Source organism: Pseudomonas fluorescens, assembly GCF_900215245.1.
In the GTDB taxonomy this organism is placed as follows: domain Bacteria; phylum Pseudomonadota; class Gammaproteobacteria; order Pseudomonadales; family Pseudomonadaceae; genus Aquipseudomonas; species Aquipseudomonas fluorescens.
The window spans coordinates 4,294,514-4,307,549 of the sequence record NZ_LT907842.1; the positions used below are offsets into that span (position 1 = coordinate 4,294,514).

Consider the following 13,036-nt stretch of genomic DNA (forward strand, 5'->3'; position numbering starts at 1 on the left):
TGTTACTCGGCGATCTGCAACTTGCGCGATTCGGTGTAGATGTAGCGCACCTTTTCATACTCGAACGGCGAGTTCATTTGACCGTAGCGGAAGCTGGTCTGGTAGCGCTTGTCGACGGCGCGCAAGGCCCAGATTTCCGGGTGGTTTTCGCTGACCTTGGACACGTTGAGGAAGTTGACCTCGGTTTCTGCGCTGTAGTCGACGATCAGGCCGGTGGTGTCGCGCAGGTTCGAGGGGCCGAAGATCGGCAGTACCAGGTACGCGCCGCCGGGCACGCCGTAGAAGCCCAGGGTCTGGCCGAAGTCTTCGCTCTGGCGTGGCAGGCCCATGGCGGTAGCCGGGTCCCACAGGCCGGCGACGCCGATGGTGGTGTTGAGCAGCAGACGCCCGGTGGTTTCCAGGGAGCGGTGGCCCTTGAGTTGCAGCAGGCTGTTCAACAGGTTGGGCACGTCGCCCAGGTTGTTGAAGAAATTGCTCACGCCGGTACGCAGGAAACTTGGGGTGACGTAGGTGTAGCCATTGACCACCGGCAGGAATACCCATTGGTCGAAGCGGTAGTTGAAGTGGTACACGCGGCGGTTCCACGACTCCAACGGGTCGTAGACATTGAGCGCAGTGAGCGACGAACGCTCGAACTCGCGCTGGTCCAGGCCCGGGTTGAACTTGAGCTTGGTCAGCGGCTCCTTGAAGCCGTCGGCGTCAACCTTGACCGGTTCGTGGGCCTTGCTGTTGTCGGCATTGGCGACGCCCGCGCACATCAGGGCGGCGAGCAGCAGAAGATATTTAGCCACGGAAGAACTCCAGCATGGCGTCGGCGTTGACGCGGTAATTGAGGTTGCCGCAGTGGCCGCCCAACGGGTAGACGGTCAAGCGATCGCCGAAGGTTTTACGCAGGAAACCGAGGTCGCCAGGGCCGAGAATCACGTCGTCGGCATTGTGCATCACCGCGATTTTCGGGCTGTTGTGCAGGTAGTCCTTAAGCGCATAGAGGCTGACCTGGTCGACCAGTTGCAGCAGGCTGCCGCCATCGGAGCGCGCGCGCCACATCGGGATCACTTGTTCGGTGAGGTAGCAGTCAAAGTCGCACTGCAGCGCACGCTTGAGGAACGGCGTGAGGCTGGTGCCTTCGGTGATCGGGTATTTGGGCGGAATGATCAGGCCACGGCGGTTGATCAGGTCCGAGGTAAACGCAATGTCGGCCGCCGAGAAACGGAACGAGGTGCCGATCAGCATCGCCATCTGTTCGTTGGTCAGGTGCTGCTTGGAGTTCTGGAAGTCGTAGAGCAGGGCGTCATTAAGGTCGATGTAGCCTTTTTGCTGGAAGTAGCGGGTCAGCTTGGCCAGTACCAGCTCATAGAAGGTGGTGGTGTTGTTGATGCCCTTGACCTCGGTCTGTACCAGCTTGTCGAGGTTGGTGATCGAGGTGTAGAGGTTGACCGGCGGGTTGAGCAGCAGCACTTTCTTGAAGTTGAAGCTGCGGCGGGTCTCGTCCAGCTTGCTGACAAACGCAGCATCCAGGGCGCCCAGGCTGTAGCCGGTGAGGTAGAAGTCGGTGACCGGCAGCGAGGCGTTTTGCGCGCGCACGGCTTGCATCACGCGGTACATGTCTTCGGCGTCTTCCTGGGTGATACCCGGAGTGGCGAAGCGCGAGGCGGCACTGATGAAGTCGAAGCTGGTGGGCGACGACAACTGCACTACGTGGTAACCAGCCTGGTAATACAGCTTTTTCAGGTATTCGTTGATGCTGCTGTCAAATCGCGCACCGGTGCCCGCGATCAGGAAGATCAACGGCGCGGCACGGTCTTGTTTGGCGATGCGGTAGGTGAGTTTCTTCACCGCCCAGAAATTGTCCGGCAGGCTGAACTCGCGCTCGGGGCGCATGTTCAGGGTGTAATCCGACTGGTTGATCTCGTCGTTGGACGGCAATTTGGGCCGAAGGTCAGGCGGGGTGGTGGCAATGGTCGCTTCGAACGGGTTCGTCAAAGGGAAGCCATAGCTGGCCTGGTCGATGTCGACGGCCAGTGCTGACGCACTCAAAAAAAGGCTGCCGAGTAAGGCAGCGCAGCGCAAGGAACGGAGCATGACTTAATCCCTAAGAGGAAACGTGCTGAATGAAGTTCGCAGGCTATGACCACCGCGTTGCCACCGAAGTGCCAGCCTTCGGCACGAAATGTCGGAAAAAAACGTCGGAATCGGGGTAATAGCAGCCAGAAGATACACGTTGCCATGCATTGATGGACACTAATTGTGTGTATGCGCCTTGCTAACGGCTGCCGGCGCATTAAGCTGAGCGCCGTTTTTGCCTATCGGAGTACCCCATGTCCCGTCGTTTGCCACTGATCCTGCTGCTTATTGCCCTGCCGTTATGGTTGGCTGCCAGTTATGGCGCACGCTACGGTTTTATGGAGGATGGCCAGTGGGTGGGTATCTGCGTTGATGAGGCCAGTCGCTGGGAATGCCAGTTGCGTTCGAACCTGGGGTTGATGATTCACTTCAAGGTGCTGGGCTGGGCGGCGTTGATCACGTCGGTGCTGGCGTTTTTCGTGCCGGGTCGAGCAGGGTGGGGGTTGGCAGTGTTGGCAATGATGTTCGGCTTGCCGGCGTTGGCGTTGTACAACACCACGTTTGCGGTGTTTGCGGTGGTGATTGCCGGGTTGCGGTTGGTCAGGAAACCTCGCGTTGCCTGACAGGGCCTCATCGCAGGCAAGCCAGCTCCCACATTAGAGCGCATTCCAGGGATGCACTCGGTCAAATGTGGGCGCTGGCTTGTCGAATCGTCGCAACGCTGCGATAGCGGTCTTAAGCCCTACGCACCCGCAGGCAACGCCACAACGCTCCAACCATCATCACGCTGACCACCGCCCAACCCCACGCCTGCTGGTTCAGCAGCCCTTCGCGATAGAGCTGCGGCGCAATGCCGGCACCGATAATGAAGGCCAGCAGCGCGATCTCCCGGCGTGGCCCGGTGACCGGGCGAACCAGATACACCAGGGCCGGCAACACCAGTGCCGCACTCGGGAAGCTGCGATAGCGCGGGTCAAACACCAGTGCGAGCATCATCACCGCGCCGGCGAAGCCGGCGATTGCCACCAGCCAGCCTGCGCGTTGCTCCAGCCAGTTGAATGCCCGTTCGCGCCAACCTTCCCGCGCACTCAGGGCCAGCGCAGCATGGGCCAGCACCAGCAGGTTCAGCACGACCAGCAAGCCTGCCCACACCCATTCATCGTTGAAGCGTGCGGTTACGCGGGTCAGTTCGGCCCAGGTGCCGATTGAGCAGGCGGCGACCGCTCCGAGCAGTGGCAGCATGAGCGCTGCGCGCGTGCTGCGAACGCGGCCGCCGAGGGCCAAGGTGCCCAGCAGGATAATCCCGCCCACGCCCAGCCACAGCGGCCAGTACGGCACGTTGCTCACCGGCCCGGCGAGGATGCCCTTGTCCTGGCGATCAGCATCAAACAGTCCCCAATAGCCGCCGACCGCCCCTTCACTGGCTCGCTTCCACGGCTGGTCAAAGGCTTCGATCAGGTTGTAGCGCCAACCGTTGGCCTCGGCCATGGCGACAAAACCACGCATGAATTTGGCTTCGTTGACCCGGCTCGGCACCGCGGTTTCGCGCTGGCGACCTTCGCTGGGCCAGCCGGTCTCGCCGATCAGCACGTCTTTGGGCGCGAACTTGTTGCCGAAGGTCTGGCGTACATCCCCCACGTGCTTGAGCGCCTGGTCGATGCCGGACGGGTCATCCTCCCAGTACGGCAGCAGGTGAATGGTCAGGAAATCCACGGCCGGGGCGATTTCCGGGTGTTGCAGCCAGAACTCCCAGACATCGGCATAGGTGACCGGCTGTTTGATCTGACTTTTGACTTTGTGGATCAGCGTCACCAGTTGCTTGGCGGTGACTTCCTTACGCAGCAGGGCTTCGTTGCCGACGATGACCGCGGTGACCACGTCAGGGTTGGCGTTGGCCGCCGCGATCAACTCGTCGATTTCTTTTTCGGTGGCAACCGGGTCACTGCTGACCCAGGCACCGGCCATTAACTTCAACCCATGCTCGCGCGCCATGCCCGGCAGGGCTTCCAAACCGGTCATGGAGTAGGTGCGAATGCACTCGAAACGGGTGGCCAGCAAGGCCAGGTCGGCGTCCATGCGCTCGGGACGCAGCTTGAACGGCTGGTCGAACGGTGATTGGTCTTTGTCGAAGGGTGTATAGGACGCACATTGCATTTTGTGGCTGGCGCTGGCCACGTCCGGCAACACCACCGGACGGCCGAGGCCGTACCAATAGCCGACAAGGGCAAACACGCCGAGGATCAAGGCGAAAAAATAGGGCAGGGCAGGGAAGCGGGCAGTCGCGGGCATGGTCGGCTTATCTGGGGGAGCAAAGGCGCGCATCTTACCCGGATTTGGCCCGTTCCAGTGGGGCGGCATAATTTAGACATGCAAAGTTCGGGCGGGATTTTGGCGCCATATTCTACAAATCGTGCTGCTGGCGATGTGATGTCGTTTCTTGCTTACCTGAGGTCGCAGCCAGAGCAGGTTCAAGACCCCGGCAGGTTGATGATCGAAGTGTCAGCACTCCACTGATGTCTGAGCCGCCGGATCGATGCGCGTGAAGGGGGCGCGGTGCACCACATAACAACAGGTTGACGTCGCTCGGCATCCGTCGGGCGCAGCACTTTCGGGGAAGTACGATGAAGATGCGACGACTCTTGGGCGCAGCTGCCACTCTGGTAGTTGCGATGGGCTCCACACTGGCCAGCGCCGACAGCAAAACCCTGAGCATCGGCTATGTAGACGGCTGGTCCGACAGCGTTGCCACCACTCACGTGGCGGCAGAGGTGATCAAGGAAAAGCTCGGTTATGACGTGAAACTGCAGGCGGTTGCCACCGGGATCATGTGGCAGGGCGTGGCCACCGGCAAACTCGACGCCATGCTTTCCGCCTGGCTGCCCGTGACCCACGGTGAATACTGGGCCAAGAACAAGGACAAGGTGGTCGACTACGGCCCTAACTTCAAGGATGCAAAAATTGGCTTGATCGTGCCGGAGTACGTCAAGGCCAAGTCCATCGAAGACCTCAAGACCGATACCACCTTCAAGAACAAGATCGTCGGTATTGATGCCGGTTCAGGCGTCATGCTCAAGACCGATGAAGCCATCAAGGCCTATGGCCTGGACTACAAACTGCAAGCCAGTTCGGGCGCTGCGATGATCGCCGAGCTGACCCGTGCCGAAGACAAGCAGGAATCCATTGCGGTGACCGGTTGGGTACCACACTGGATGTTCGCCAAGTGGAAACTGCGTTTCCTGGACGATCCAAAAGGGATTTATGGTGCTGCGGAAACCGTCAACAGCATCGGCAGCAAGGGCCTGGAGAAGAAAGCGCCGGAAGTCGCGGCCTTCCTGAAGAAATTCCAGTGGGCCTCCAAGGATGAAATCGGCGAGGTCATGCTCGCGATTCAAGAGGGCGCCAAACCTGATGCGGCGGCCAAGGATTGGGTTGCCAAGCACCCAGAGCGTGTCGCCGAGTGGATCGGTAAATAACGCCTCGAAGCGTCTAAATAGCACCTTTGAAGCCCGCCTGGCGTTTTCGTCAGGCGGGCTTTGTCGTTTTCGCGAGAAAAGCTGTCACTTTAATCAGTTCAAAGTTGGCGCGATCACTCATGTCGTTCTAATACTAAGGTCGTCTGGAACCTGTTCTGCAGCCGCATACAGTGGATACGTTCCAATAATAAAAAAGCTGTGCTGCGAGGATAAAAACAATGAACGACAGCATTTACCTCTCGATTCAAAACAGCCCGCGTTTCAAGGAGCTGGTGAGAAAAAGGGAAAGGTTCGCCTGGATTCTCTCGGCGATCATGCTCGGGCTGTACTCCGGTTTCATTCTTCTGATTGCCTATGGGCCGCAAATACTGGGGGCCAAGCTCAGCCCCGGTTCGTCCATCACCTGGGGAATCCCGATTGGGGTCGGGCTGATTGTTTCGGCCTTTGTCCTGACTGCGATTTACGTACGACGCGCCAACGGCGAATTTGACGACCTGAACAATGCGATTCTCAAGGAGGCTGCGCAATGATCCGTCGTCTATTGGCTGTACTCGGTGCTTCGGTCTTCGCGCCTGCCGTTTGGGCGGCGGACGCATTGACCGGTGAAGTGCACAAACAACCGCTGAACGTTGCAGCAATCCTGATGTTCGTGGCCTTCGTCGGCGCGACGTTGTGCATCACCTACTGGGCGTCCAAGCGCAACAAATCGGCGGCCGACTACTACGCGGCCGGCGGCAAGATCACCGGTTTCCAGAACGGCCTGGCGATTGCTGGCGACTACATGTCGGCGGCGTCCTTCCTGGGGATTTCCGCGCTGGTATTCACCTCTGGCTACGACGGCCTGATCTATTCGATCGGCTTCCTGGTGGGCTGGCCGATCATTCTGTTCCTGATCGCCGAGCGCCTGCGTAACCTGGGCAAGTACACCTTTGCTGACGTAGCGTCCTATCGCCTGGGGCAAACCCAGATCCGCAGCCTGTCGGCCTGTGGCTCGCTGGTGGTGGTGGCGTTCTACCTGATCGCGCAGATGGTTGGGGCGGGCAAGCTGATCCAGTTGCTGTTCGGCCTGGATTACCATGTGGCGGTGATCCTGGTAGGCATCCTGATGTGCATGTACGTGCTGTTCGGCGGCATGCTGGCGACCACGTGGGTGCAGATCATCAAGGCGGTCCTGCTGCTGTCCGGTGCCTCGTTCATGGCGCTGATGGTGATGAAGCACGTCAACTTCGACTTCAACATGCTGTTTTCCGAGGCGATCAAGGTTCACCCTAAAGGTGAAGCGATCATGAGCCCTGGCGGCCTGGTGAAAGACCCGATCTCTGCATTCTCCCTGGGCCTGGCACTGATGTTCGGCACCGCCGGCCTGCCGCACATCCTGATGCGCTTCTTCACCGTAAGCGATGCTAAAGAAGCGCGTAAGAGCGTGCTGTATGCCACCGGTTTCATCGGCTACTTCTACATCCTGACCTTTATCATCGGCTTCGGCGCGATCCTGCTGGTCAGCACCAACCCGGCGTTCAAGGATGCGGCAGGCGCCTTGCTGGGCGGTAACAACATGGCGGCGGTGCACCTGGCCAACGCGGTGGGCGGCAGTATCTTCCTGGGCTTCATCTCGGCCGTGGCGTTTGCCACCATCCTGGCGGTGGTTGCTGGCTTGACCCTGGCGGGTGCTTCGGCGGTGTCCCATGACCTGTATGCCAGCGTGATCAAGAAAGGCAAGGCCAACGAAAAGGACGAGATTCGCGTGTCGAAGATCACCACCATCGCCCTGGCGGTGCTGGCCATCGGCCTGGGTATCCTGTTCGAAAGCCAGAACATTGCGTTCATGGTCGGCCTGGCGTTCTCCATTGCTGCCAGCTGTAACTTCCCGGTGCTGCTGCTTTCCATGTACTGGAAAAACCTCACCACCCGTGGCGCGATGATTGGCGGCTGGCTGGGCTTGATCAGTGCCGTAGGCCTGATGATCCTTGGCCCGACCATCTGGGTCTCGATCCTGCACCACGAAAAAGCCATCTTCCCGTACGAATACCCGGCGCTGTTCTCGATGATCATTGCGTTCATCGGTATCTGGTTCTTCTCCATCACCGACAAGTCGGCGGCGGCAGAGAAGGAGCGTGCGCTGTACTTCCCGCAGTTTGTGCGTTCGCAAACGGGTCTGGGGGCGAGTGGGGCGGTTAACCACTAAGGGTGTAACGGTTACAAAAAAATACCCCGGTCGTGAGATCGGGGTTTTTTTTTGGCTTTTATTGGTGCTGGATACGACAAAACTGTTTCTTAAATTCCGCATCAATAAAAGCGGCTTTCGCTGGGTGAGCGTCGGCAAGTGATCAAGGCTGGCGTCTGGGCACAGGACGCTGTGTTGAGGCCGCCAGTGGCGCTGCTCTGCGGCCGAGCACGGGGCAAGCCTGCTCGCCACAACGGGCCCGCAGGCCACCACAGCGGGCGTGTAGCGGGTTATCGTCTGCCGCAAACAAATAAGGCCTCCAGAGGAGGCCTTATTCGGTGCAACTAAGCGGCTGACGGCTTACTTGCGATCTTCCAGCTTGGTGATGTCACGCGACTCGTAGCCGGTGTACAGCTGGCGCGGACGGCCAATCTTGTACGGGCTGGAGAGCATTTCTTTCCAGTGGGAGATCCAGCCCACGGTCCGCGCCAGGGCGAAGATCACGGTGAACATGCTGGTTGGAATGCCGATCGCCTTGAGGATGATCCCCGAGTAGAAGTCGACGTTCGGGTACAGCGAGCGTTCGATGAAGTACGGGTCGGTCAGGGCGATCTCTTCCAGGCGCATGGCCAGTTCGAGTTGCGGATCGTTCTTGATGCCCAGTTCCTTCAACACTTCGTCGCAGGTCTGCTTCATTACGGTGGCGCGTGGGTCGCGGTTCTTGTAGACGCGGTGACCGAAGCCCATCAGCTTGAACGGATCGTTCTTGTCCTTGGCCTTGGCGATGAACGTGTCGATGTTCGAGACATCGCCGATTTCATCGAGCATGGTCAATACGGCTTCGTTCGCACCGCCGTGGGCAGGGCCCCACAGTGCGGCGATACCGGCGGCGATACAGGCGAACGGGTTGGCACCCGAAGAGCCGGCCAGACGTACGGTAGAGGTGGAGGCGTTCTGCTCGTGGTCGGCGTGGAGGATGAAGATCCGGTCCATTGCCTTGGCCAGCACCGGGCTGATCGGTTTGATCTCGCACGGGGTGTTGAACATCATGTGCAGGAAGTTTTCCGCGTACGTCAGGTCGTTGCGCGGGTACATCATGGGCTGGCCCATGGAGTACTTGTAAACCATTGCGGCCAGGGTCGGCATCTTGGCAACCAGACGGATCGCGGAAATTTCGCGATGCTGCGGGTTATTGATGTCCAGGGAGTCGTGATAGAAGGCCGACAGGGCGCCGACCACGCCGCACATGACGGCCATCGGGTGGGCGTCGCGACGGAAGCCGTTGAAGAAGGTCTTCAACTGCTCGTGAACCATGGTGTGGTTCTTCACGGTGCTGACGAACTGGGCTTTTTGCTCGGCTGTTGGCAGTTCGCCATTTAGCAGCAGGTAGCAGGTTTCCAGGTAGTCCGACTTCTCAGCCAGTTGCTCGATCGGGTAGCCCCGGTGCAGCAGAATGCCATTGTCGCCGTCGATATAGGTGATCTTCGACTCGCAAGAGGCGGTCGACATGAAGCCTGGGTCGAAAGTGAAACGGCCCGTGGCCGTCAGGCCCCGTACGTCGATAACATCGGGACCAACGGTGCCGGTTAAAATGGGCAGCTCGACGGGGGCTGCGCCCTCGATGATCAACTGCGCTTTTTTGTCAGCCATGTGGCCTCCTATTTATGCTTCAAATCATCAGACAGACCCCCCACGCAGGGCCCGCACCACTATAGTGAGATAAATTCAGATGTCAATTTGCCTAAAGTCTTGCTCCAGAAGGCTTTAACCGTACTTTTTCGTCGAAATTGACTGCCATTTACGCCTTTTATCCCGCCAGCGCAATCAGCTATTAGGGTGAGGTGTGCGCGTTGTCATTAGTAGCCTAACTGTCTATACTCGGCCACCGACCGCCAAGGGCTTTTGGGCTTGCTTTCATTGGGGGTCGCACTCCCTGGGTGGTGCTTACCTGACCAGTGCACTCCCCAACAACTTTGCCCTGATTGTTAGGGGCTCTTCAGTGTGAAAAAAAGCCGTGAATAGCCAACGACCTGTAAACCTAGACCTAAGGACCATCAAACTCCCCATCACCGGCGTTACGTCGTTCCTGCACCGTGTTTCCGGCATCATCCTGTTCCTGGGCTTGGGCATCATGCTTTATGCATTGAGCAAATCCCTGGGTTCCGAGGAAGGATACGCCGAGGTGAAGGCATGCTTGACCAGCCCGCTGGCCAAGTTCGTAGCATGGGGCCTCCTGTCCGCTCTGCTTTATCATCTGGTAGCCGGCGTGCGCCACTTGATCATGGATATGGGCATCGGTGAGACGCTGGAAGGCGGCCGCCTGGGCTCGAAAATCATCATCGCCATTTCCGTGGTGCTGATCGTTCTGGCAGGAGTTTGGATATGGTAACCAGCGTTACGAACCTATCGCGTTCAGGCCTCTATGACTGGATGGCGCAGCGTGTGTCTGCGGTCGTTCTAGCGGCTTATTTCATTTTCCTGATCGGATACCTCGTCGCAAACCCGGGCATTGGCTATGAGCAATGGCACGGCCTGTTTTCCCACAATGCGATGCGAATCTTCAGTCTGCTGGCACTTGTAGCCCTGGGCGCTCACGCCTGGGTCGGCATGTGGACCATCGCGACTGACTACCTGACGCCGATGGCGCTGGGCAAGTCCGCGACTGCAGTACGTTTCCTCTTCCAGGCAGTATGCGGCGTCGCGATGTTCGCTTACTTCGTCTGGGGTGTGCAGATTCTTTGGGGTATCTGAGTCATGGCTAACATTCCAACTATTTCCTTCGACGCCATCATCATTGGTGGCGGCGGTGCTGGCATGCGCGCAGCGCTCCAGCTGGCTCAGGGTGGTCACAAGACTGCCGTGATCACCAAGGTGTTCCCGACGCGTTCGCACACCGTTTCGGCCCAGGGTGGCATCACCTGCGCCATCGCCTCTGCCGATCCGAACGATGACTGGCGCTGGCACATGTACGATACCGTCAAGGGTTCCGACTACATCGGTGACCAGGACGCTATCGAATACATGTGTCAGGAAGGCCCGGCTGCCGTGTTCGAGCTGGACCACATGGGTTTGCCGTTCTCGCGTACCGAGCAAGGTCGTATCTACCAGCGTCCATTCGGCGGCCAGTCGAAGGATTACGGTAAAGGCGGCCAGGCTGCCCGTACCTGCGCCGCGTCCGACCGTACCGGTCACGCGCTGCTGCACACGCTTTATCAGGGCAACCTGAAAGCCGGCACCACGTTCCTGAACGAATACTACGCCGTGGATCTGGTGAAGAACGCTGACGGCGCATTCGTCGGCGTGATCGCCATCTGCATCGAAACCGGTGAAACCACCTACATCCGCGCCAAGGCTACTGTTCTGGCGACTGGCGGTGCAGGTCGTATCTACGCTTCGACCACCAATGCCCTGATCAACACCGGTGACGGCGTCGGCATGGCACTGCGTGCGGGCGTGCCGGTACAAGACATCGAAATGTGGCAGTTCCACCCGACCGGTATCGCCGGCGCGGGCGTACTGGTTACCGAAGGTTGCCGTGGTGAAGGTGGTTACCTGATCAACAAGCACGGCGAGCGTTTCATGGAGCGTTATGCGCCGAACGCGAAAGACCTTGCCGGTCGTGACGTTGTTGCTCGTTCGATGGTTAAAGAAATCATCGCCGGCAATGGCTGTGGCCCGAATGGCGACCACGTACTGCTGAAGCTCGATCACCTCGGCGAAGAAGTACTGCACAGCCGCCTGCCAGGTATCTGTGAGCTGTCCAAGACTTTTGCTCACGTTGACCCGGTGGTTGCTCCGGTTCCGGTTGTTCCGACTTGCCACTATATGATGGGCGGTGTTCCGACCAACATTCATGGCCAGGCGATCACTCAGAACGCTGAAGGCGTGGACGAGATCATTCATGGCCTGTTCGCGGTAGGCGAAGTGGCTTGCGTATCGGTTCACGGTGCCAACCGTCTGGGCGGCAACTCGCTGCTCGACCTGGTGGTGTTCGGCCGCGCGGCCGGCCTGCACCTGGAAAAAGCCCTGACCGACGGTATCGAATACGATGACGCTACCGACGCCAATATCGAGGCCGCTCTGGCGCGCCTGAACGCTCTGAACGAGCGTACCGATGGCGAAGACGTCGCTACCCTGCGTCGCGAGCTGCAAAACTGCATGCAGAACTACTTCGGTGTATTCCGTACTGGCGAATACATGCAGAAGGGTATCGCCCAGTTGGCCGATCTGCGCAAGCGTATCGCCAACGTCAAGATCAACGATAAGAGCCAGGCGTTCAACACCGCTCGTATCGAAGCCCTTGAGCTGCAAAACCTGTTGGAAGTGGCTGAAGCGACTGCGATCGCCGCCGAGGTTCGTAAAGAATCCCGTGGTGCTCACGCGCGTGAAGACTTTGAAGATCGCGACGACGAAAACTGGTTGTGCCACACCCTGTACTTCCCGGGTGACAAGCGCGTAACCAAACGTGCCGTGAACTTCTCGCCGAAGACAGTTCCGACCTTTGAACCGAAGATTCGGACTTACTAAGGGTGGCTGCCATGTTGAAAGTCAGTGTTTATCGCTACAACCCTGATCAGGACGCTGCGCCGTTCATGCAGGAATTCCAGGTCGATACCGGTGGTAAAGACCTGATGGTGCTGGATGTATTGGCACTGATCAAAGAGCAGGACGAAGGTTTCTCCTATCGTCGCTCTTGCCGTGAAGGTGTGTGCGGTTCCGACGGCATGAACATCAACGGCAAAAACGGCCTGGCGTGCATCACGCCGCTGTCCGCCGTCGTCAAAGGCAACAAGCTGATCGTTCGTCCTCTGCCAGGTTTGCCGGTTATCCGTGACCTGGTCGTCGATATGAGCATCTTCTACAAGCAATACGAGAAAGTTAAGCCGTTCCTGCAGAACGACACGCCGGCTCCGGCCATCGAACGTCTGCAGTCCCCTGAAGAACGTGAAAAGCTCGACGGTCTGTACGAGTGCATCCTGTGCGCTTGCTGCTCGACTTCTTGCCCGTCCTTCTGGTGGAACCCGGACAAGTTCCTGGGTCCAGCCGCTCTGCTGCAAGCGTACCGCTTCCTGGCAGACAGCCGTGACACCAAGACGTCCGAGCGTCTGGCTTCGCTGGATGACCCGTTCAGCGTATTCCGCTGCCGCGGGATCATGAACTGCGTCAACGTATGTCCTAAAGGCCTGAACCCGACTAAGGCCATTGGTCACATCCGTAACATGCTGCTGCAAAGCGGCGTGTAACTGACGTTGTAATAAAGCAGGACCGTTGTGCCCGTAAATGCTGCGGCGCAGGCTTCAACCGGCGCCGTAGTTTTAACTTGAGCAGCGACTTA

At 58.8% G+C, this 13,036-nt stretch carries 12 protein-coding genes; 8 read left to right on the forward strand and 4 right to left on the reverse strand.

Annotation, left to right across the window (positions count from 1 at the left end):
- Positions 1 to 2 precede the first annotated feature (2 nt).
- Together CPH89_RS20185 and CPH89_RS20190 are read right to left on the reverse strand one after the other, a co-directional pair.
- Positions 3 to 791 (reverse strand): MlaA family lipoprotein, encoded by a 789-nt coding sequence (locus tag CPH89_RS20185; RefSeq protein WP_053255224.1) that lies wholly within the window; start codon positions 789 to 791, stop codon positions 3 to 5.
- Entirely contained in the window at positions 784 to 2,082 is a 1,299-nt protein-coding gene (locus CPH89_RS20190; protein ID WP_053255225.1) for a serine/threonine protein kinase, read from the reverse strand. The genes CPH89_RS20185 and CPH89_RS20190 overlap by 8 nt, the downstream gene beginning before the upstream one ends.
- A gap of 236 nt (positions 2,083 to 2,318) precedes the next feature.
- Here CPH89_RS20190 and CPH89_RS20195 point away from each other — a divergent pair, with 236 nt between their 5' ends.
- Positions 2,319 to 2,687: a hypothetical protein gene (locus CPH89_RS20195; RefSeq protein WP_053255226.1), complete on the forward strand. Its 369-nt coding sequence runs from the start codon at positions 2,319 to 2,321 to the stop codon at positions 2,685 to 2,687.
- Positions 2,688 to 2,799: 112 nt separating this feature from the next.
- On the opposite strand, the gene CPH89_RS20200 is transcribed toward CPH89_RS20195, so the two are convergent.
- Positions 2,800 to 4,353 carry a glycoside hydrolase family 17 protein gene (locus CPH89_RS20200; protein ID WP_053255362.1) on the reverse strand — a complete coding sequence of 518 codons (1,554 nt, stop codon included), beginning with the start codon at positions 4,351 to 4,353 and terminating at the stop codon, positions 2,800 to 2,802.
- A gap of 332 nt (positions 4,354 to 4,685) precedes the next feature.
- Here CPH89_RS20200 and CPH89_RS20205 point away from each other — a divergent pair, with 332 nt between their 5' ends.
- The 3 genes from CPH89_RS20205 to CPH89_RS20215 all read left to right on the forward strand — a co-directional run bounded on the left by CPH89_RS20205 (position 4,686) and on the right by CPH89_RS20215 (position 7,722).
- Positions 4,686 to 5,537 (forward strand): glycine betaine ABC transporter substrate-binding protein, encoded by an 852-nt coding sequence (locus tag CPH89_RS20205; RefSeq protein ID WP_024074296.1) that lies wholly within the window; start codon positions 4,686 to 4,688, stop codon positions 5,535 to 5,537.
- 218 nt (positions 5,538 to 5,755) lie between these two features.
- A complete protein-coding gene (locus CPH89_RS20210) occupies positions 5,756 to 6,067 on the forward strand; it encodes a DUF485 domain-containing protein (protein WP_053255227.1) in 312 nt (103 codons plus the stop codon).
- Positions 6,064 to 7,722 (forward strand): cation acetate symporter, encoded by a 1,659-nt coding sequence (locus tag CPH89_RS20215; protein WP_053255228.1) that lies wholly within the window; start codon positions 6,064 to 6,066, stop codon positions 7,720 to 7,722. The genes CPH89_RS20210 and CPH89_RS20215 overlap by 4 nt, the downstream gene beginning before the upstream one ends.
- A gap of 339 nt (positions 7,723 to 8,061) precedes the next feature.
- On the opposite strand, the gene gltA is transcribed toward CPH89_RS20215, so the two are convergent.
- Positions 8,062 to 9,351 (reverse strand): citrate synthase, encoded by a 1,290-nt coding sequence (gene gltA, locus CPH89_RS20220; protein WP_014717728.1) that lies wholly within the window; start codon positions 9,349 to 9,351, stop codon positions 8,062 to 8,064.
- 364 nt (positions 9,352 to 9,715) lie between these two features.
- On the opposite strand from gltA, the gene sdhC reads away from it, so the two are divergent.
- The 4 genes from sdhC to CPH89_RS20240 are packed head-to-tail and all read left to right on the forward strand — an operon-like array spanning position 9,716 to position 12,944.
- Entirely contained in the window at positions 9,716 to 10,090 is a 375-nt protein-coding gene (gene sdhC, locus CPH89_RS20225) for a succinate dehydrogenase, cytochrome b556 subunit (RefSeq protein ID WP_003172804.1), read from the forward strand.
- The gene (sdhD, locus tag CPH89_RS20230; RefSeq protein WP_003172805.1) at positions 10,084 to 10,452 is read left to right on the forward strand and encodes a succinate dehydrogenase, hydrophobic membrane anchor protein; all 369 of its coding nucleotides are present in this window, start codon (positions 10,084 to 10,086) and stop codon (positions 10,450 to 10,452) included. Before sdhC ends, sdhD begins: the two co-directional genes overlap by 7 nt.
- 3 nt (positions 10,453 to 10,455) lie before the next feature.
- Entirely contained in the window at positions 10,456 to 12,228 is a 1,773-nt protein-coding gene (gene sdhA / locus CPH89_RS20235; protein ID WP_053255229.1) for a succinate dehydrogenase flavoprotein subunit, read from the forward strand.
- Positions 12,229 to 12,239: 11 nt separating this feature from the next.
- Positions 12,240 to 12,944, forward strand: coding sequence for a succinate dehydrogenase iron-sulfur subunit (locus CPH89_RS20240; protein ID WP_003172807.1), 705 nt, complete (start codon positions 12,240 to 12,242; stop codon positions 12,942 to 12,944).
- Positions 12,945 to 13,036: the final 92 nt, after the last annotated feature.